The organism is Pseudomonas sp. FP2254, assembly GCF_030687695.1.
GTDB classification, from domain to species: Bacteria; Pseudomonadota; Gammaproteobacteria; order Pseudomonadales; family Pseudomonadaceae; genus Aquipseudomonas; species Aquipseudomonas quebecensis.
The window spans coordinates 1,280,541-1,299,524 of the sequence record NZ_CP117444.1 but is presented as its reverse complement, the minus strand read 5'-3'; the positions used below and the strand labels follow the sequence as shown (position 1 = coordinate 1,299,524).

19 protein-coding genes are annotated in these 18,984 nt (G+C 58.5%); 15 read left to right on the top strand and 4 right to left on the bottom strand.

Translation table 11 applies throughout. The annotated features are described in order from the left end of the window. Positions 1-34 precede the first annotated feature (34 nt). Both PSH94_RS05745 and PSH94_RS05740 read left to right on the top strand, forming a co-directional pair. Positions 35-2,176 carry a DNA cytosine methyltransferase gene (locus PSH94_RS05745; protein ID WP_305436768.1) on the top strand — a complete coding sequence of 714 codons (2,142 nt, stop codon included), beginning with the start codon at positions 35-37 and terminating at the stop codon, positions 2,174-2,176. 43 nt (positions 2,177-2,219) lie between these two features. After that, on the top strand, positions 2,220-2,732 hold the full coding sequence (locus tag PSH94_RS05740) for a DUF4406 domain-containing protein (protein ID WP_305436767.1): 513 nt from the start codon (positions 2,220-2,222) through the stop codon (positions 2,730-2,732). Positions 2,733-2,757: 25 nt separating this feature from the next. On the opposite strand, the gene PSH94_RS05735 is transcribed toward PSH94_RS05740, so the two are convergent. Next, positions 2,758-3,411 carry a hypothetical protein gene (locus PSH94_RS05735; protein WP_305436765.1) on the bottom strand — a complete coding sequence of 218 codons (654 nt, stop codon included), beginning with the start codon at positions 3,409-3,411 and terminating at the stop codon, positions 2,758-2,760. 115 nt (positions 3,412-3,526) lie between these two features. On the opposite strand from PSH94_RS05735, the gene PSH94_RS05730 reads away from it, so the two are divergent. The 9 genes from PSH94_RS05730 to PSH94_RS05690 all read left to right on the top strand — a co-directional run bounded on the left by PSH94_RS05730 (position 3,527) and on the right by PSH94_RS05690 (position 10,405). Next, a complete protein-coding gene (locus tag PSH94_RS05730) occupies positions 3,527-3,817 on the top strand; it encodes a hypothetical protein (protein ID WP_305436764.1) in 291 nt (96 codons plus the stop codon). Positions 3,818-3,866: 49 nt separating this feature from the next. Next, entirely contained in the window at positions 3,867-4,046 is a 180-nt protein-coding gene (locus tag PSH94_RS05725) for a hypothetical protein (RefSeq protein ID WP_305436762.1), read from the top strand. A gap of 49 nt (positions 4,047-4,095) precedes the next feature. Further along, complete coding sequence (locus PSH94_RS05720) at positions 4,096-4,323, top strand: hypothetical protein (protein ID WP_177039655.1); 228 nt, start codon at positions 4,096-4,098, stop codon at positions 4,321-4,323. Between the two features lie 36 nt (positions 4,324-4,359). After that, positions 4,360-4,581, top strand: a complete 222-nt coding sequence (locus PSH94_RS05715) for a hypothetical protein (protein ID WP_305436761.1) — start codon at positions 4,360-4,362, stop codon at positions 4,579-4,581. Between the two features lie 2 nt (positions 4,582-4,583). Continuing rightward, positions 4,584-4,778, top strand: coding sequence for a DUF4224 domain-containing protein (locus PSH94_RS05710; RefSeq protein ID WP_005785292.1), 195 nt, complete (start codon positions 4,584-4,586; stop codon positions 4,776-4,778). A 10-nt stretch (positions 4,779-4,788) separates the two neighbouring features. Continuing rightward, a complete protein-coding gene (locus PSH94_RS05705; RefSeq protein WP_305436759.1) occupies positions 4,789-5,778 on the top strand; it encodes a tyrosine-type recombinase/integrase in 990 nt (329 codons plus the stop codon). 51 nt (positions 5,779-5,829) lie between these two features. Beyond that, a complete protein-coding gene (gene mutS, locus PSH94_RS05700; RefSeq protein WP_305436757.1) occupies positions 5,830-8,409 on the top strand; it encodes a DNA mismatch repair protein MutS in 2,580 nt (859 codons plus the stop codon). Between the two features lie 142 nt (positions 8,410-8,551). Continuing rightward, complete coding sequence (gene fdxA / locus PSH94_RS05695; protein ID WP_181080543.1) at positions 8,552-8,875, top strand: ferredoxin FdxA; 324 nt, start codon at positions 8,552-8,554, stop codon at positions 8,873-8,875. A gap of 111 nt (positions 8,876-8,986) precedes the next feature. Then, positions 8,987-10,405: an IS1182-like element ISPfl3 family transposase gene (locus PSH94_RS05690; protein WP_305435084.1), complete on the top strand. Its 1,419-nt coding sequence runs from the start codon at positions 8,987-8,989 to the stop codon at positions 10,403-10,405. Positions 10,406-10,902: 497 nt separating this feature from the next. On the opposite strand, the gene apbC is transcribed toward PSH94_RS05690, so the two are convergent. Next, the gene (gene apbC / locus PSH94_RS05685; protein WP_181080542.1) at positions 10,903-11,997 is read right to left on the bottom strand and encodes an iron-sulfur cluster carrier protein ApbC; all 1,095 of its coding nucleotides are present in this window, start codon (positions 11,995-11,997) and stop codon (positions 10,903-10,905) included. Between the two features lie 171 nt (positions 11,998-12,168). Between apbC and metG the strand changes: the two genes are divergently transcribed. The 4 genes from metG (at position 12,169) to PSH94_RS05665 (ending at position 16,398) form a co-directional block, all read left to right on the top strand. Beyond that, the gene (gene metG, locus PSH94_RS05680; protein ID WP_181080541.1) at positions 12,169-14,220 is read left to right on the top strand and encodes a methionine--tRNA ligase; all 2,052 of its coding nucleotides are present in this window, start codon (positions 12,169-12,171) and stop codon (positions 14,218-14,220) included. Between the two features lie 118 nt (positions 14,221-14,338). Then, complete coding sequence (gene rsxB / locus PSH94_RS05675) at positions 14,339-15,301, top strand: electron transport complex subunit RsxB (protein WP_305436755.1); 963 nt, start codon at positions 14,339-14,341, stop codon at positions 15,299-15,301. A gap of 168 nt (positions 15,302-15,469) precedes the next feature. Beyond that, entirely contained in the window at positions 15,470-16,108 is a 639-nt protein-coding gene (nth, locus tag PSH94_RS05670; RefSeq protein WP_181080539.1) for an endonuclease III, read from the top strand. Positions 16,109-16,215: 107 nt separating this feature from the next. Next, positions 16,216-16,398, top strand: coding sequence for a PA3496 family putative envelope integrity protein (locus PSH94_RS05665; RefSeq protein WP_253510761.1), 183 nt, complete (start codon positions 16,216-16,218; stop codon positions 16,396-16,398). A gap of 84 nt (positions 16,399-16,482) precedes the next feature. On the opposite strand, the gene PSH94_RS05660 is transcribed toward PSH94_RS05665, so the two are convergent. Together PSH94_RS05660 and PSH94_RS05655 are read right to left on the bottom strand one after the other, a co-directional pair. Then, entirely contained in the window at positions 16,483-17,115 is a 633-nt protein-coding gene (locus PSH94_RS05660; protein ID WP_181080537.1) for a response regulator transcription factor, read from the bottom strand. Positions 17,116-17,731: 616 nt separating this feature from the next. Beyond that, positions 17,732-18,949, bottom strand: coding sequence for an argininosuccinate synthase (locus PSH94_RS05655; protein ID WP_034096138.1), 1,218 nt, complete (start codon positions 18,947-18,949; stop codon positions 17,732-17,734). Positions 18,950-18,984 lie beyond the last annotated feature (35 nt).

Sequence of the window (18,984 nt, the reverse complement as noted above, 5' to 3'; positions counted from 1 at the left end):
TCAATCAACAACGCCAGCCGGCGAGGATCTCCCTATGTCCGCACAACAGAAGAAACACCCCTTCGATTTCAAAACCCAATACGGGCTCGGCTTCACCCCTCAGGACGATGAGATCGTTGTCGACTTCTTCTGTGGTGGTGGCGGCGCCGGTACCGGCCTGGAGATTGGCCTGGGCCGCGCAGTGAATGTGGCGAAGAACCACAGCCCGCAAGCGATCAGCATGCACACCATGAACCACCCGGGCGCCCAGCACTTCACCACCGACGTGTTCGAGGGTGACCCGGACACCGAATGCGGCGGCAAGGCCGTAGGCTGGTTCCACATGTCGCCGGACTGCACCCACCACAGCCAGGCCGCCGGCGGTCAACCGCGCAAGCGCGAGATCCGGAACCTTTCATGGATCGGGCTCAAGTGGGCAGGTATGAAGCGGCCCCGGGTGATCAGCCTGGAGAACGTGAAGCAGATCTTGCAGTGGGGCCGACTGATCGCCAAGCGCGACAAGGCCACCGGGCGAGTGGTGAAGCTGGACGGCAACATCGCGGCACCTGGCGAGGTCGTGCCGGTGGGCCAGCAGTTCCTGATCCCTGACCCGAAACAGCGCGGCCGCACCTGGCGCCGCTTCGTTGCCCTGCTCGAAGCCATAGGCTACGTCGTTGAGTGGAAGGTGATCAAGGCGTGCGACTTCGGCGCGCCGACCAGCCGGGAACGCCTGTTCATGATCGCCCGATGCGACGGTCAGCCAATCGTGTGGCCTGAGGCGACCCACGCCAAGAACCCCGCCAAGGGCCAACAAAAGTGGAAAACGGCCGCTGACTGCATCGACTTCACCGACTTGGGCAAAAGCATCTTCGGTCGCAAGAAGGACCTGGCCCCAGCCACCCTGCGCCGCGTTGCCAAGGGCATGAAGAAATTCGTCATCGATAGCGCGGCGCCGTTCATTGTGCCGATTGCCAACTGGTCCGGCGAGGCAGTGCAGTCAGCCGATGAGCCGCTGCGCACCGTCACTTCCTACCCGAAGGGCGGCGCCTTCTCGGTGGTCAGCCCGATCATTGCCCCGGCTACCCATCAGGGCAGCGACCGAATCAACGACCCGCTCGACCCGTTGCCGACGGTGACCTGCGCAAACCGCGGCGAGCTGACGCTGATCAGCCCGTTGATGATTGGGGCCGGCGGCCCCGAGTATTCCGGTAAGCCGGTGAGCGTCGACCAGCCGACTGGTACGGTCACGACCCAGAACCACCGCGCGATTGCAGCGGCGCACCTGGTGAAGTTCCGCTTCGATGACGCGGGCAAGGCGCTGGACGAGCCACTGCCGACCATCACCAGCGGTGGCAACTATCAGCGCCCGGCCGGCGCAGCCCACGCCATGGGCATATCCACGGTGTTCATGGCCCAGATGAATGGCGGTTTCAACACCACGGTCGCCAAGAGCATCGAAGACCCGATGACCACGGTGACAAACACCGGCAGCCAGCAGCAGTTGGTCAGCGCGACTTTGATCACGAACACTACGGGCCATGCTCCCAGCGATCTTGCCGGGCCAGTGCCGACGGTGACCACCGGTCAACACCATGCATTGGTTGCAGCAAACCTGGTGCACATGCGCGGCAACTGCGATGCGCGGGACGTAAATGATCCGCTGCACACCATCAGCGCCGGCGGCCAGCACCACGGGTTGGTCAGCGCATTCATGGAGCGAGCATTCGGCGGCAGCATTGGCCAGGGCCTGGAAGAGCCGGCGCCGACCATCACCGCTGGCGGCGGTGGCAAGAGCTCGCTTGTGTCGCTCACCCTCTCGCCAGAGCATGAAGCGGGCGCCCTGCGCGTTGCCGCCTTCCTGATCAGCTACTACGGAACAGAGAACATCAGCGCTTGCGACTCGCCGGCCCCGACGATCACCACCAAGGACCGCCTGGCCATGGTGACCGTTATGGTCAAGGGCACGCCCTACGTGATCGTCGACATCTGCTTGCGGATGCTGAAGCCGGCCGAGTTGTACAAAGCGCAAGGCTTCCCGGCCGATTACATCATCAGCCACGGTGCCGACGGCAAGCCGTTCACCAAGACCCAGCAGGTGCACATGTGCGGTAACAGCGTCAGCCCACCACCCATGGCGGCTATCGCGAATGCCAACGATCCATGGCGCGCAGAAGAGCGCCAGGTGCGAGCCGCCTAAGTTCCCCACACGACTGCCGGGCCTGGCCCGGCAAGGATTATCCATGCCCACAGAAAACCGAAACCACCCAGACGATCACGATGCCATCGAGCGCCTACACCAGCACTATGTGGGCAAAGTAGAGCGATTTTCCGATGACCTGATGGTGTTCCAGGATGCCGCGTACGCCATGGGCCTGGAGCGCGGCAAGAAGCTCGCCAGCAAGCCAGGAGTAACCCTCCAGGCCGCCCGCGCCAACCGCGTCTACGTGGCCGGGCCAATGACCGGAATAGCTGACTTCAACTACCCGGCTTTCAACGCCGTGGCCGATCAGCTGCGCGGCCTGGGCTACAAAGTCGAGAACCCCGCAGAGCATGGCATCGTCGAGGGCGCCCAGCGGGCCGACTACATGGCCTACGACCTGACACGCCTGGGCCTTTGCGGAATGATCGCCCTGCTCCCCGAGCGGGATAAGTCGCAAGGCGCCCGCCTGGAAGTCCTGATCGCAGAACGCCTCGGCATGACCGTTGTGGATGCCCATGATCTGATAACGAGGGAGGTTGTAAGCAATGCCTAAATTTCCATTCCGCGCAGTAATCCCGTCATTTAACCAATCGAAGATACGGTCGCTCCTTAGGCCCTAAAAGAAACTCCTTCTTTGTCGCAGCAAGCAGTTTCGATAATTTCTCAAGATAGATTGAGCAAAGCTCATCCGTACTTAGCTCTCTGAGTTCCTGCGGAATATTATCCGGCAGGCTATGGAATACCTGACGAAACTCTCCAATGGATTTGGGGATGCTTATGTAGTACTTGACCGATTCGCCACCCCCCAAATCCATCTCCCAGCCGGATCCGCCGTTCTGGTCCCCCATAAAAAAAGATGTGGATTCAAAAGGCGGCTTTTCAAGCCTTTCCATGTCATAGCCGTTGAAGCTGTGGACCGTTCCGGAAACAGCTACGTCTAAACGCCCCTGCTTCTCTAAATTGTTCCTCGCTTCTACGAAGTAACGCATAAGAGGATCAGCACGCATCTCATCTTGAAATGGTGCATACCAGCTATTGAATCTCGACTCACCAACAATGGATCGAAGATTTTGTATAACAAACGTCACAGATCGTCCGAAAACTAATACGTTTCTCAAGCCGGCTGACCGCTCTGAAGGGTCGCCACTTTTGAGGACCTTAAGCCCAAAAAAAGCGGTATCGAGCACTTGCTGGGCACGTTTGATCGCCAGATTTGTCGCCTCTACATCCATTTTTTGGCCGCCTTTTCTAGGATTTACGAATGTAACTCTGTAATTGAAAGCCTGAAAGAGAAACCTCCACCCAACCCCCTTCAAAGTCAGCCGCTATAGCGGCAAGGAACCCGGCATGCCTGAAGAAAAGTATCCGCTCGACGTGGAGAGCGTAGGCAGTGACACCTACATCGTCATGAGCAAAGGACACCACGACTTCACCGAGTTTATGACTGAGGCCGTTACCCAGTACCACGGGTGGTTCCTGGGCGGACCGCAGCACGTTTGGATTAAGACCACACCAACCAAAGGGGGCTGGAACTACAACATCGTGAAGGAAGGCACGCGAGGCGCCTGGCCGGCCACCTATTGCTGGGAGTACGCCGACGGCTACAAGGAATGGCAGAAGCTGGCGGTGACGCCATGATCGCCACCCTCTGGTTCGCCTACGTCTTCATCTACAAGGGGCCCAGGCCATGAGTAAGTTCCTTCGCCGCAAGGCCGAGGCCTGGCTGATCCTGCTGGCTGCAAAGATCCTGATCGATCGCAATGTACAGCGCGCGGCAGTCGTGTCCCGCCGCGACAACAACGACATGTGGAGCATGGCCGAAAAGCTCGAAGCCATCGCCCAGCGCATCAGCAAGAACTACCCCTAACCCCAATCCCCCTACATGCCTGCCGGTGAGCGGCGGGCGAGGTATTCCTATGCCCTTCATCATGATAACGAGCGCGATCACGACCGTATTCGAGGTTCCGGACGGCGTTGATCTTTTGCGTGTCCGCCAACTGGGCCTTTCTGAGCTTGGCGATGACGAGGACGCCACCGATTCCGTATCCATTCAGCATGACAAAGTCATGAACGAGATCTATCTCGGAGACGCCGCGCGCAAGACGGTCTCAATCTCGCACAGCATCGTCGACCCCTCCGAATAACCCACCTTCTGCCGCCCAGCGCGGCAAGGACACCCCATGCACTCAATAAAACTCACCCTGCTAATGCTGGGCGCCGTGCTGTACGTGTCAGCCACGGTCTGCTGGTTCTTCTGGCTCGCCCCGGTGCTGCTCATGGACGGCGAGGTAGCCGACATTCTCTACGCCTTCGCCGGCACCTGCGCCTGGCTGCTGGTCAGCTTCGGCATTGCCATTCACATCATCAAGACAGCGCGGCCCACGGCGGGCGGCGGGAGGTAGTTATGTTTTTAACAGCTGAGGAAGTTGCCGACCTGACCGGATACAAAAAACCAGGGGCGCAGATAAAGTGGCTGACCGCCGAACGATACGGTTTCGCGGTAGGTGGTGATGGGCACCCAAAGGTGCTGCGCCAGGTTGTCATCGGGCGGCTGGGTGGTATTCAATCAAGGAAGGGGCCGGAGTTGCGGCTGTGCTGAGGTGAGATAGATGCGACCGCGCAAGAAGGACCGGCACCTGCCGGCGTGCATGTACCAGAAGCACGGCGCGTACTACTTGGTCCGCAAGGGCAAGTGGATGCGCCTCGGCACTGAGTTTCAGGCGTCTCTCGCCGAATACGCCATGTTGCTGGACAAGCGCAGCCTGGGCGGGATGCCCAAACTGATCGACGACGCGCTCGAGCACATGCGCACCAGGACGAAGCCGGCGCTGAAGCCGAACACGCTCAAGCAATACGAGGCAGCGGCCGAGCGACTGAAGGAAAACTTCGCCGACTTCGAGCCGCGCGAGGTGCTTCAGCGGCACGTCGTAGCGCTCAAGCTGCACATGGCAGACACGCCGAACATGTCGAACCGGGTGATCTCGGTGCTGCGGGCAGTCTTCACCTATGCCCTGGAGCAGCAGATTGTCGACTCGAATCCATGCATCGGCGTGCGCCGGCACCTGGAGCACAAGCGCGACAGGTACATCACTCACGGCGAGTTCCAGGCGATCTGCGCCAACTCAAGCGACAACATGCGCGTCATCTACGAGATGTGCTACCTGACCGGCCAGCGTATCGGTGACGTGCTGGCCATCCGGTTGGCCGACATCAGCCCCGAGGGCATCGCCTTCAAACAAGAGAAGACGAACGCGAGGCTGCTGGTGCAGATGACGCCAGACCTGGAAGACCTGGTAGCCCGGGCAAAGGCGCTGCCACGGAAGATCCGCGGGCTCACGTTGTTCTGCTCGCCGCGCGGCGGCAAGCCGGTGCACTACAGCTCGGTTAAAGATGCGTTTGCGATCAGTTGCAAGAAGGCTGGCGTCGAGGATGCCAGCCTCCACGACCTGCGCGCCAAGTCGCTTTCGGACACGGATGACCAGGGAAACGATGCACAGAAGCTCGGTGGCCACACCGACGCCAAGATGACGCAACGTTATCTGCGCCTGCGCAAAATCAACGTAGGCCTGCCGCCAACAATGCCTAAAAAATCCCTGTAGTATTAGACAGATGTGAATTGTCAAATAGACAGGTAGAGCCGAAAGCCCCGTATGACAGACCTTTCAAGTCACACTCCAATGATGCAGCAGTACTGGCGCCTGAAAAACCAGCACCCTGATCAACTGATGTTCTACCGCATGGGCGACTTCTACGAGATCTTCTACGAAGACGCGAAGAAGGCCGCCAAGCTGCTGGACATCACCTTGACCGCGCGCGGGCAGTCGGCGGGGCAGTCGATTCCGATGTGTGGGATTCCTTACCATTCGTTGGAAGGCTACCTGGCCAAGCTGGTGAAGCTGGGCGAGTCGGTGGTGATCTGCGAGCAGATCGGCGATCCGGCCACCAGCAAAGGCCCGGTGGAACGCCAGGTGGTGCGCATTATTACGCCGGGCACGGTGAGTGACGAGGCGCTGCTGGATGAGCGTCGCGATAACCTGATCGCGGCGGTGCTGGGCGATGAGCGTCTGTTCGGCTTGGCGGTGCTGGATATCACCAGTGGTAATTTCACGGTGCTGGAGATCAAGGGCTGGGAGAACCTGCTGGCGGAGTTGGAACGCATCAACCCGGTTGAGCTGATGATCCCGGACGATTGGCCCAAGGATTTGCCTGCGGAAAAACGTCGTGGGACAAAGCGTCGCGCGCCGTGGGATTTTGAGCGTGACTCGGCATTGAAAAGTCTGTGCCAGCAGTTCTCGGTGCAAGACCTTAAAGGCTTCGGCTGCGAAACCCTGACACTGGCCATCGGCGCCGCCGGTTGCCTGCTCAGCTACGCCAAGGAAACCCAGCGCACCGCCCTGCCGCACTTGCGCAGCCTGCGCCACGAGCGCCTGGACGATACCGTAGTGCTCGACGGCGCCAGCCGGCGCAACCTGGAGTTGGACACCAACCTATCCGGCGGACGCGACAATACCCTGCAATCGGTGGTCGACCGCTGCCAGACCGCCATGGGCAGCCGTCTGCTGACCCGTTGGCTGAACCGCCCGCTGCGGGATTTGAAGGTGCTGCAAGCGCGCCAGTCCTCCATTACTTGCCTGCTGGACGGTTACCGTTTTGAAAAGCTGCAACCGCAGCTCAAGGAAATCGGCGATATCGAGCGCATCCTGGCGCGGATCGGCCTGCGTAACGCACGCCCGCGCGATCTGGCACGACTGCGCGACGCCCTTGGCGCCCTGCCGCAACTGCAAGCCGCCATGGCTGAACTGGACGCGCCGCACCTGCAGCAGTTGGCCGTCACCACCAGCACATACCCTGAACTGGCGGCGCTGCTGGAAAAAGCCATCATCGACAATCCTCCGGCAATCATCCGCGACGGTGGCGTGCTGAAGAGCGGCTACGACAGCGAACTGGACGAACTGCAGTCGCTGAGTGAAAACGCCGGGCAGTTCCTGATCGACCTGGAGGCCCGCGAAAAAGCCCGCACCGGCCTGGCCAACCTGAAGGTCGGCTACAACCGGGTGCATGGCTACTTTATCGAGTTGCCGAGCAAACAGGCCGAGCAGGCACCGATCGACTATCAGCGGCGCCAGACGCTCAAGGGCGCCGAGCGCTTCATCACCCCGGAACTCAAAGAGTTCGAGGACAAGGCACTGTCGGCCAAGAGCCGAGCCCTGGCGCGGGAAAAAATGCTTTATGAGGCGTTGCTCGAAGACCTGATCGGCCAATTGGCACCGCTGCAGGACACTGCCGCCGCGCTTTCCGAGCTGGATGTACTGAGCAACCTCGCCGAGCGGGCGCTGAACCTTGACCTCAATTGCCCGCGGTTTGTCAGCGAGCCGTGCATGCGCATCGTGCAAGGGCGTCACCCGGTGGTGGAGCAGGTGCTGACCACGCCGTTCGTCGCCAACGACCTGTCGCTGGATGACGATACCCGCATGCTGGTAATCACCGGTCCGAACATGGGCGGTAAATCCACCTACATGCGTCAGACCGCGTTGATCGTGCTGCTGGCGCACATCGGCAGTTTCGTGCCGGCGGCCAGTTGCGAGCTGTCGCTGGTAGACCGGATCTTCACCCGGATCGGCTCCAGCGACGACCTGGCCGGTGGCCGCTCGACCTTTATGGTGGAAATGAGCGAAACCGCCAATATCCTGCACAACGCAACCGACCGCAGCCTGGTGCTGATGGACGAAGTGGGTCGAGGCACCAGTACCTTCGACGGCCTGTCCCTGGCCTGGGCAGCGGCCGAACGCCTGGCGCATCTGCGCGCATACACGCTGTTCGCCACCCACTATTTCGAACTGACGGTATTGCCGGAAAGCGAACCTCTGGTCGCCAACGTGCACCTGAATGCGACCGAGCACAACGAGCGCATCGTGTTCCTGCACCACGTACTGCCTGGGCCGGCTAGCCAGAGTTACGGTCTGGCCGTAGCGCAACTGGCCGGCGTACCAAACGATGTGATCACCCGCGCGCGCGAACACCTCCGTCGCCTGGAAACCACGGCCCTGCCTCATGAAACCGTGGTCGCGCGCCCATCCAAGGCCGCCAGCAAACCCAGCGCACCGCATCAGAGCGATCTGTTCGCCAGCCTGCCCCATCCAGTGCTGGATGAGTTGGCCAAGCTTGACCTGGATGACTTGACGCCGCGTAAAGCGCTCGAAATGTTATATGCACTGAAGACTCGGATATAACGCATACGCGTGCAAGCTGGTAGACTCTCGCGCGGTTTGGGATGCTGCAGACTCTTAGCCTGGCCTGCAGACTATCGCTCCCGAACCTCGCGAGCCCTGCCATAAAGGGTTTCGCTGCCGCCGCCTGAGGAGAAAATTAGAAATGACCTTCGTCGTCACCGACAACTGCATCAAGTGCAAGTACACCGACTGCGTAGAAGTCTGTCCGGTGGACTGCTTTTACGAAGGCCCGAACTTCCTGGTCATCCACCCGGACGAGTGCATCGATTGCGCCCTGTGTGAGCCAGAATGCCCGGCCAACGCGATCTTCTCTGAAGATGAGGTGCCTGCCGGCATGGAGAACTTCATTGCGTTGAACGCTGAGCTGGCTGATATCTGGCCCAACATCACCGAGAAGAAAGACGCGCTGCCTGACGCCGAAGAGTGGGATGGCAAGCCAGGCAAACTCGCCGACCTCGAACGCTGACAGCGTCACCGTTCGTCAAAAGGCCCCTTGCCAGACTGTGTGAAAACCTAGCAATCTGTCCGGCCCTTTAAGAGAATGCTCCGTATCGAAAGATACGGAGCATTTTTCGTTATGGCCTACATACAAGGCGAGTCCCGCAGCCAGACCAGCCTGTTCCCGGTCTCGCTGGAGGAACTGATCCCTGAAGATCACCTCGTACGGGTCATCGACCTGTATGTCACCAAGCTCGATCTGGGCCAGCTCGGTTTTGAGAAGGCTCAGCCCAAGGCCACTGGGCGCCCAGCTTACGACCCCGCCGATCAGCTCAAGCTCTATCTCTATGGCTATTTTCAGCGCATTCGATCGTCGCGGCGCCTAGAAGCTGAGTGCCAACGCAACATCGAAGTGATGTGGTTGATCAACCGGCTTAAACCCGACTTCAAGACCATCGCCGACTTTCGCAAGAACAACAAAGTAGCGTTCGTTACGACGTGCCGAGCTTTTGTGCAGTTCTGCCGATCCGTCGGCTTGATTGCGGGCGATCTGGTTGCGATCGATGGCAGTAAGTTTCAGGCAGTCGCTTCCTCGCGACGCCACCTGAATTTGAATCAGCTCAAGCGTCAGGAGGAGAAGCTGGATAAACGGATCGCCCAATACCTGGCTGACCTGGATGCCGTTGATAAAGCAGAGGGCGAGCAAGTGGTCGATCGCACTGCGATCAAGGCGGCACTGGCGAAGCTTGAGGCCAAGCAGCAAGACAACCGTAGTTGCCAAGCTTTGATGAAGTCGATGGGGCTGGAGCAATTCAACACGCACGAAAGCGATGCCCGAATGATGCGCACGCCAAAGGGGGCTCGTGTTGCCTATAACGTGCAAACAGCCGTGGACGCAGAGCACTGTCTGATTTTGCACCATGAGGTGACGCAAGATGGTGACGACCGCAAACAGCTTGAACCCATAGCTAAAGCTGCCAAGGCCGAACTGGGGCAGGACACGCTGACCGTGACAGCCGATATGGGCTACTCAAATGGCCAGCAATTCCAGGCGTGCGAGGATGCCTCCATTACCGTGTACGTGCCGCCAAACCGAACTTCGAACCCAGGCGGAGAGACATTATTCGAGCGCCAGGACTTTACCTATGACGCTGAACAGGATCGATACCAGTGCCCGGCAGGTCAATGGCTAACCCTGAAGCAGCGTTGCAAAGGCGACCGGATCTACCAGGCGGCAGTCAGCGACTGCGCTGGATGTGCGCTGAAAGCCCAATGTACAAAGGCTCAGCGCCGCTATGTCTCACGTCACGCACAAGAGGAAGCCTTTGAGCGTATGGCACAGCGGATGCAACTGCATCCAGAGATGATGGAGCGACGCAGATCCATCGTGGAGCACCCGTTTGGCAATCTCAAACAATGGCTATTTGGGAACGGGCGGTTCTTGCTACGACAACTTGAAGGGACGAAAGCTGAAATGGCCCTGGCCGTGACCGCGTACAACTTCAAGCGGGCGATCAGTGTCTTGGGAGCCAAGAAAATGATGCAACTGATGGGCTGAAGAGCCTTTTTCAGCACAAAAACAAACGCCCCGAACAAGTCGGGGCGTTTGGTCTAAGGCCTGTCAGTGTGTTTTCACACAGTCTGTTGCGGGCCTTTTTGCATTTATTGGCATCTGTTTTTACTTTTCTACAGGCAAAAAAAGGGGCGGTATGACCCGCCCACATTTTTTCCCTAGTCCCTGTATTCCTTTTCATCATCCTGATGAATCGCGTCCTGCGATATTCCTTAAACCATCGTTCCGTGATGGCCGTGCCAATCCGTGGACACAGGGCTGATGTTAGAGAGTTCCAAGGGAAGTTCAACGGGATGCTACATCCGCACCAGCACCCGGCAGCATTCAAGCGCACCTAAATAATTGTTATTTTTCAACTAGATAGAAAAAGACTGCATGTTTTTTAGCGTCTTGGTTCGGCTAAAAAAACCATTCGCTTACGAAAAAGTAAGCGAATGCTTACACGTGCAATTGGGCAAAAGCGTAACGACTCCCTACACGCTTCAATCTTCGCTGACGGTAATTGTCGGCATGGCCGGCATTGCGGCTTCCTGCAAGACAATCCGCGCGCCCACGTGACGGGCCAGCTCCTGATAAATCATTGCGATCTGGCTGTCGGGCTCTGCCACCACCGTCGGCTTGCCGCCGTCGGCCTGTTCGCGAATCAGCATCGACAGCGGCAGCGACGCCAGCAACTCGACACCGTACTGAGTCGCCAGCTTCTCGCCACCACCCTCGCCAAACAAATGCTCGGCATGGCCGCAGTTGGAGCAAATGTGCACCGCCATGTTTTCCACGACCCCCAACACTGGGATGTTGACCTTGCGGAACATCTCCACGCCTTTTTTCGCGTCGAGCAGCGCCAGGTCCTGGGGCGTGGTAACGATCACAGAGCCGGCTACCGGTACCTTTTGCGCCAGGGTCAGCTGGATATCGCCGGTGCCGGGCGGCATGTCGATAACCAGGTAATCCAGGTCGCCCCAGGCGGTCTGGGTGACCAATTGCAGCAAGGCGCCGGAAACCATCGGCCCACGCCACACCATGGGTGTGTTGTCATCGGTAAGGAACGCCATGGACATCACTTCCACGCCCAGGGACTCGATGGGCACGAACCACTTCTGATCCTTGACCTGCGGCCGCGTGCCTTCGGCTATGCCGAACATGACGCCCTGGCTCGGACCATAGATATCGGCATCGAGGATGCCCACCCGCGCACCTTCGCGAGCCAGGGCCAGGGCCAGGTTCGCCGCCGTGGTGGACTTGCCCACGCCCCCCTTGCCCGACGCTACCGCTACCACGTTCTTGACGTTGGCGAGGCCAGGGATCTGTGCCTGGGCCTTGTGAGCGGCGATCACGCAGTGGATGTCGACGCTGGCCGAACGCACGCCGTCCAGGCCTTCGATGGCCATCTGCAGCATCTGCGCCCAACCGTTCTTGAACAGGCCGGCGGCGTAGCCCAGCTCCAACCGGACCGAGACCTGATCTCCCAGGACCTCGATGGAACGCACACATCCGGCACTGACCGGGTCCTGGTTCAAATAGGGGTCGGTGTACTGGCGAAGAACGGCTTCCACCGCTGCGCGATTCACGGCGCTCATGGGCTACTCCCGAAAAAGACTGACTGAAACAGGCGGCTATCCTAACCGTTCCAGGCGCTTAACGGCATGCTTTCGACAGTTTGCAGGAGGCTGAAACAGCACCACGGGGTGAAATAAATTTGCCGGCGCTTTATAGTGGCCGACCTCCGTTTCATCAAGTAGCCGAGCCCCATGTCCGAGCCACGCAAGATCCTCGTCACCAGCGCCCTGCCCTATGCCAATGGTTCCATCCATCTTGGCCATATGCTTGAGTACATCCAGACCGATATGTGGGTGCGCTTTCAGAAGCATCGCGGCAACCAATGCATCTATGTCTGCGCGGACGACGCCCACGGTTCGGCCATCATGCTGCGCGCCGAAAAGGAAGGCATCACCCCGGAACAACTGATCGCCAACGTGCAGGCTGAACACAGCGCCGACTTTGCCGAGTTCCTGGTGGACTTCGACAACTTCCACTCGACCCACGCCGATGAAAACCGTGAGTTGTCGAGCCAGATCTACCTGCGGTTGAAGGACGCCGGGCACATCGCCACGCGCTCGATCACCCAGTATTTCGACCCGGAAAAGAAAATGTTCCTGGCCGACCGCTTCATCAAGGGCACCTGCCCCAAGTGCGGCACCGAAGACCAGTACGGCGACAACTGCGAGAAATGCGGGGCCACCTACGCCCCCACCGACCTGAAGGACCCGAAGTCGGCAATCTCCGGCGCCACCCCGGTGCTCAAGGACTCTCAGCACTTCTTCTTCAAGCTCCCGGACTTCCAGCAGATGCTGCAGACCTGGACCCGCAGCGGCACCTTGCAGGACGCCGTGGCCAACAAGATTGCCGAATGGCTGGATGCCGGCCTGCAGCAGTGGGACATCTCCCGCGACGCGCCGTACTTTGGCTTTGAGATCCCGGGCGAGCCGGGCAAGTATTTCTATGTATGGCTGGACGCGCCGATCGGCTACATGGCCAGCTTCAAGAACCTTTGCGACCGCACGCCGGAGTTGGACTTCGACGCGTTCTGGGGCAAAGACTCCACCGCCGAGCTTTACCATTTCATCGGCAAGGACATCGTCAACTTCCACGCGCTGTTCTGGCCGGCGATGCTTGAAGGCTCGGGCTATCGCAAGCCGACCGGCATCAACGTACACGGCTACCTGACCGTCAACGGGCAAAAAATGTCCAAATCCCGTGGCACCTTTATCAAGGCGCGCACCTACCTGGACCACCTGTCGCCGGAATACCTTCGCTACTACTACGCCTCCAAACTGGGCCGTGGCGTCGACGATCTGGACTTGAACCTGGAAGACTTCGTACAGAAGGTCAACTCGGACCTAGTAGGCAAAGTCGTAAATATCGCCAGCCGTTGCGCCGGGTTTATCCACAAGGGCAATGCGGGCGTGCTGGTGGCCGAGAATGCCGCGCCGGAACTGACCGACGCCTTCCTGGCCGCCGCGCCAAGCATTGCTGATGCTTACGAAGCCCGTGACTTCGCCCGCGCCATGCGCGAGATCATGGGCCTGGCCGACCGCGCCAACGCCTGGATCGCCGACAAGGCGCCGTGGTCGCTGAACAAGCAGGAAGGTAAAGAAGCTGAGGTGCAGGCGATCTGCGCCACCGGCGTCAACCTGTTCCGCCAACTGGTGATCTTCCTCAAGCCGGTACTGCCCCTGCTGGCCGCCGATGCCGAAGCGTTCCTCAACGTTGCGCCATTAACCTGGAACGACCACGCCACCTTGCTCGGCAACCATCAGTTGAATGCGTTCAAGCCCCTGATGACCCGAATCGACCCCGTGAAGGTGCAGGCGATGACCGACGCGTCGAAAGAAGATCTGGCCGCCAGCCAGACCGATACCGGCGAAGCGACTCCGGCCGGCAATGGCGAACTGACCAAGGACCCACTTGCCCCGCAAATCGATTTCGACGCCTTCGCCGCCATCGACTTGCGCGTTGCCCTGATCGTCAAGGCCGAAGCCGTTGAGGGCGCCGACAAGCTGCTACGCCTGACGCTGGATATCGGTGACGAGCGGCGCAACGTGTTCTCGGGCATCAAGAGTGCTTACCCGGACCCGTCCAAGCTCGATGGACGCCTGACCATGATGATCGCCAACCTCAAGCCGCGGAAAATGAAGTTCGGTATTTCCGAAGGCATGGTGATGGCGGCAGGGCCTGGCGGGGAAGAAATCTACCTGCTGAGCCCCGACAGTGGCGCCAAGCCGGGTCAGCGCATCAAGTAAGTGTGCACAACAGCCCTGTCGTTTCGGCGACGGGGCTATAGAGCAGGTCCCCCCTTCTTGCCTGCCGGATAATCAGGCTCTGTTTGGTTCAATCAACCGGCATGCAAACGATCTCAGCATGAACCTCATTCAACGTATCGACGCGCTGCTGCCTCAGACCCAATGCGGCAAATGCGGCCACCCAGGTTGCAAGCCTTACGCAGAAGGCATTGCTAAGGGCGAAGCAATTAACAAGTGTCCGCCTGGTGGTCAGGAAACCATTGCTGGGCTTGCGCAATTGCTGAGCGTGCCGGTGCTGGAACTGGACACCAGCCGAGGGAACGCTCCAGCCCAGATCGCCTACATCCGCGAGGCCGAATGCATCGGCTGCACCAAGTGCATCCAGGCCTGCCCGGTGGATGCCATCGTCGGCGCCGCCAAGCTGATGCACACGGTGATCATCGACGAGTGCACCGGCTGTGACCTTTGCGTGGCGCCCTGTCCGGTTGATTGCATCGAGATGCGTCCGCCGCTCGGCACCGTTGCGCTTGTGGGTGGTGTGGCGAGCAATGATAAAGAACGCTTTGAGCGCGACGCCAAACGCAGTCGCGCCCGTCGCCGCTTCGAGCAGCGCAATGCGCGTCTGCAGCGCGAAGAAACACACAAACTCGCCGAACGCCTGGCCCGCTCCAAGCGTTCGGCGCCGGTAGAAGCAATGCCGACAGACGCGGCAAACGCTGCACGCGATGCGGCGGTGAAAAAGGCCAGGATCAATGTAACCATGAGCCGCGCCCAACTGCACAAATCCTTGAAAGCCTTTGGGCATCCGCCGACGTTTGAGCAACAATCGCAGCTGGTTGTCCTGCAACAGCAGTTCGAGGCAGCGGAACAGGCCCTGACAGCACTGGAGATCAATAGCGCTCCGGCAGCCGAACAACCCAACAGCAAAACCGCTGACCTTAAACGCGCCAAGATTCAGCTGGCGATGCGCCGCGCCGAGTTGAAGAAGGCCCAGGACCAACAGGCCGACGCGCAGCGACTGGCGGATGCACAACACAGACTCGATGAAGCCCAACGCCAGGTCGATAGCCATGGCGACTGAGCTGTAACAGGCACTGAACCTGGCGCTATTGGCCTTTCGACGCGCAGCCTCCGACATCACATTGATGCCCGTCGGGTTTATTCTGCTTGAACTGTCGCCCATAGGCCCCCCACATAGGGGTGCCCCACTCGACATCCCGCTGACCGCCTGTAAGGAACACTTCGCCCCATGAATGCCGCAAAACGCCTGGAAATTTTTCGCAGGCTCCACGAAGACAATCCGGAACCCAAGACGGAGCTGGCTTACTCGTCACCGTTCGAGTTGCTGATTGCGGTGATTCTGTCAGCCCAATCCACAGACGTGGGGGTCAATAAGGCCACAGCCAAGTTATTTCCCGTGGCCAATACCCCCGAAGCCATCTATGCCCTGGGGGTTGAAGGGCTGTCGGAATACATCAAGACCATCGGCCTTTACAACAGCAAGGCCAAGAATGTGATTGAAACCTGTCGTTTGCTCGTTGAACAGCATGGCAGCGAAGTACCGCAGACTCGTGAAGCGCTGGAAGCCCTGCCAGGCGTAGGCCGCAAGACCGCCAACGTGGTGCTCAACACCGCCTTTCGACAACTGACCATGGCCGTGGATACACATATATTCCGGGTCAGTAACCGCACCGGTATCGCTCGCGGGAAAAACGTAGTGGAGGTGGAGAAGCAGCTGATGAAGTTCGTGCCCAAGCCTTACCTGCTCGATTCCCACCACTGGCTCATCCTGCACGGGCGTTACGTGTGCCAGGCCAGAAAGCCGCGCTGCGGCAGCTGTAAGATCGAAGATTTGTGTGAATACAAAGACAAGACTTCTGACGATTGAGGAATTATTGATTTTCCATATCCTTCGATTGAAAAAATCTTTTTTACCCATTCGCAGATTATCGCTATAAGGAGCGCCAACGGCAGTCTTAGCCTGGAGTTAACCTTATGAGCACTGGCAAAGAAGAATTGGAAATCGAAGACGACCTTGTGGAGTCGGAGGAAGATGGAACTGATGCACCTGTTGCGGAAGTGGCCAAGACCAATCTGAGCAAACGCCGCACCATCGACAATCTTCTGGAAGAGCGACGCTTGCAGAAACAATTGGCCGATTACGACTTCGACCTTTGATCAAGCGGTCGACGACCGGAAGCCTCCCTGACGGAGGCTTTTTTCTGCCGGACACCCTGAGCACGCAGGGTGTTGCGCCCTCCTCTAGACCAGACCGTTGCGTTGAGCCAGCTCGATCAGATCCACCAGGGAACGGGCATTTAGCTTGAGCAGCAGGCGAGTCTTGTAGGTGCTGACAGTTTTGTTACTGAGGAACATGCCGTCGGCGATCTCTTTGTTAGTCTTGCCGCGGGCCAATTGCTGCAACACCATCATCTCGCGCCCGGACAGGCGTTCGACCATGTCGGCTTCACTGGCGTTGCCTATGGTGGAGCGCACCGAGTTGAGCGCCTGGTTCGGAAAATAGCTGTAGCCCGACAGGACAGCCTTGATCGCACTGAGCAACTCGGTCAGGTCCTGTTGCTTGCATACATACCCGGCGGCCCCCGCCTGCATGCAGCGCATTGAAAAATGGCCAGGGGCCTGAGAGGTGAGTACCAGCACCTTGAACGGTGAAGGTTGCTTGGTGGAAGACAAGCGGCATATAACTTCCAGCCCATCCAGTTTGGGAATTCCAATATCCAGTATGACGATATCCGGCATATGTTCCCGTGCAAGTTGCAACGCATCGACACCGTTATCAGTCTCGGCAACGACTTCATAACCATGACGCTCCATTAGCATACGCACAGCAAGACGAATGACAGGATGATCATCCACGATCAGCACTTTATTCATGAGAAAGTCCAATTTCGCTGTTCGAATTATTCAGAGCAAGCACAATAGCCTAGTCGTTTCCTAGTTGGCATAGCGCTCCCCCCCGAGCAACAGCAAGCAGAGACCCAACCCACAACGATAAAGGAATTGCCCTACAAAAAAACACCAACTCGGATGTATCCAGTTTTATGGAGCCTTTCAGACCTTTCCGGGGTTTTACATATTTCGAGTGAAATCTCCTTTGAGAGAGGGGCTTGAGGTAAACGCGGCGCACAGGACTTTCAGCAAATGCCCCTTGCCCGCAGGCACGGGAAGCTGCGGCACGCAGCAAATATCTGATTGTTTCAGTTCCATTCAACATATTTATTTACATCCATTTTTCCTACAGAACTTTCTATGACTTACAGGTCATTACGTTTACATGAGTGAATTTCCTGTAAGACCAGTTCCTACATGGACATAAAAAAATAATTAATTCCTACAAAAAGCTTATGGAGCTCATACACGCCCTCTAGTCTGATAGGCGTTATTTGAACCAAGGACTTGTTTTTAAACAGGAATAAACATCGAACAATGGCTAAAAAAGCTCAAAAAAAATGGCCCCTTGAAAAAGGGGCCATTTTCACAACGGGTTCACTCAGAACAACGAGCGGCCCTTATTGGCAGCGATACGCATGCGCAGCGCATTCAACTTGATAAAGCCCGCCGCATCCGCCTGGTTATAAGCGCCGCCATCTTCTTCGAAGGTGGCGATGTTGGCGTCGAACAACGACTCGTCGGACTTACGCCCGGTAACGATCACGTTGCCCTTGTAGAGCTTCAAACGTACCACGCCATTTACGTGAGCCTGGGACGCATCGATCATCTGTTGCAGCATCAGGCGCTCAGGGCTCCACCAGTAGCCGGTGTAGATCAGGCTGGCGTACTTGGGCATCAGCTCGTCTTTGAGGTGAGCCACTTCGCGGTCCAGGGTGATGGATTCGATGGCACGGTGAGCGCGCAGCATGATGGTGCCGCCGGGGGTTTCGTAACAGCCGCGGGACTTCATGCCCACGTAACGGTTTTCCACGATGTCGAGACGACCGATACCGTGTTCGCCGCCGATGCGGTTCAAGGTGGCCAGTACGGTGGCAGGCGTCATTTCCACGCCGTCCAGCGCCACGATGTCGCCGTTACGGTAGGTCAGCTCCAGGTACTGCGGGGTATCCGGCGCCTTTTCAGGGGAGACGGTCCAGCGCCACATGTCTTCCTCGTGCTCGGTCCAGGTGTCTTCCAGCACGCCACCTTCATAGGAGATGTGCAGCAGGTTGGCATCCATCGAATACGGAGATTTTTTCTTGCCGTGACGCTCGATCGGGATCGCGTGCTTTTCGGCGTAGTCCATCAGCTTTTCACGGGACAGCAGGTCCCATTCACGCCACGGCGCGATTACCTTGACGCCAGGCTTGAGCGCATACGCGCCCAGCTCGAAACGCACCTGGTCGTTGCCCTTGCCGGTAGCACCATGGGAAATGGCGTCGGCGCCGGTTTCGTTGGCGATCTCGATCAGGCGCTTGGCGATCAGCGGACGTGCGATGGAGGTACCCAGCAGGTACTCGCCTTCGTAGACGGTGTTGGCGCGAAACATCGGGAAAACGAAATCGCGGACGAACTCTTCGCGCAGGTCGTCAATGTAGATCTCTTTCACGCCCATGGCTTGCGCCTTGGCACGTGCAGGTTCGACCTCTTCGCCCTGACCCAGGTCAGCGGTGAAGGTCACCACTTCACAGTTATAAGTATCCTGCAGCCACTTGAGGATCACCGAAGTGTCCAGGCCGCCGGAATACGCGAGAACGACCTTGTTTACGTCGGCCATGCCATCACTCCACGGGGTTGTACGGAAAGGCGTCG

What these genes read in the sequence shown, in the direction of transcription:
- PSH94_RS05730 (WP_305436764.1), top strand. Translation starts at nt 3,527, where the DNA reads ATGCCTGAAGAAAAGTATCCGCTCGACGTGGAGAGCGTAGGCAGTGAC.
- nth (WP_181080539.1), top strand. Translation starts at nt 15,470, where the DNA reads ATGAATGCCGCAAAACGCCTGGAAATTTTTCGCAGGCTCCACGAAGAC.
- PSH94_RS05660 (WP_181080537.1), bottom strand. Translation starts at nt 17,115, where the DNA reads ATGAATAAAGTGCTGATCGTGGATGATCATCCTGTCATTCGTCTTGCT.
- rsxB (WP_305436755.1), top strand. Translation starts at nt 14,339, where the DNA reads ATGAACCTCATTCAACGTATCGACGCGCTGCTGCCTCAGACCCAATGC.
- apbC (WP_181080542.1), bottom strand. Translation starts at nt 11,997, where the DNA reads ATGAGCGCCGTGAATCGCGCAGCGGTGGAAGCCGTTCTTCGCCAGTAC.
- metG (WP_181080541.1), top strand. Translation starts at nt 12,169, where the DNA reads ATGTCCGAGCCACGCAAGATCCTCGTCACCAGCGCCCTGCCCTATGCC.
- PSH94_RS05735 (WP_305436765.1), bottom strand. Translation starts at nt 3,411, where the DNA reads ATGGATGTAGAGGCGACAAATCTGGCGATCAAACGTGCCCAGCAAGTG.
- PSH94_RS05690 (WP_305435084.1), top strand. Translation starts at nt 8,987, where the DNA reads ATGGCCTACATACAAGGCGAGTCCCGCAGCCAGACCAGCCTGTTCCCG.
- PSH94_RS05715 (WP_305436761.1), top strand. Translation starts at nt 4,360, where the DNA reads ATGCACTCAATAAAACTCACCCTGCTAATGCTGGGCGCCGTGCTGTAC.
- PSH94_RS05745 (WP_305436768.1), top strand. Translation starts at nt 35, where the DNA reads ATGTCCGCACAACAGAAGAAACACCCCTTCGATTTCAAAACCCAATAC.
- fdxA (WP_181080543.1), top strand. Translation starts at nt 8,552, where the DNA reads ATGACCTTCGTCGTCACCGACAACTGCATCAAGTGCAAGTACACCGAC.
- PSH94_RS05665 (WP_253510761.1), top strand. Translation starts at nt 16,216, where the DNA reads ATGAGCACTGGCAAAGAAGAATTGGAAATCGAAGACGACCTTGTGGAG.
- PSH94_RS05705 (WP_305436759.1), top strand. Translation starts at nt 4,789, where the DNA reads ATGCGACCGCGCAAGAAGGACCGGCACCTGCCGGCGTGCATGTACCAG.
- PSH94_RS05720 (WP_177039655.1), top strand. Translation starts at nt 4,096, where the DNA reads ATGCCCTTCATCATGATAACGAGCGCGATCACGACCGTATTCGAGGTT.
- PSH94_RS05710 (WP_005785292.1), top strand. Translation starts at nt 4,584, where the DNA reads ATGTTTTTAACAGCTGAGGAAGTTGCCGACCTGACCGGATACAAAAAA.
- mutS (WP_305436757.1), top strand. Translation starts at nt 5,830, where the DNA reads ATGACAGACCTTTCAAGTCACACTCCAATGATGCAGCAGTACTGGCGC.
- PSH94_RS05740 (WP_305436767.1), top strand. Translation starts at nt 2,220, where the DNA reads ATGCCCACAGAAAACCGAAACCACCCAGACGATCACGATGCCATCGAG.
- PSH94_RS05725 (WP_305436762.1), top strand. Translation starts at nt 3,867, where the DNA reads ATGAGTAAGTTCCTTCGCCGCAAGGCCGAGGCCTGGCTGATCCTGCTG.
- PSH94_RS05655 (WP_034096138.1), bottom strand. Translation starts at nt 18,949, where the DNA reads ATGGCCGACGTAAACAAGGTCGTTCTCGCGTATTCCGGCGGCCTGGAC.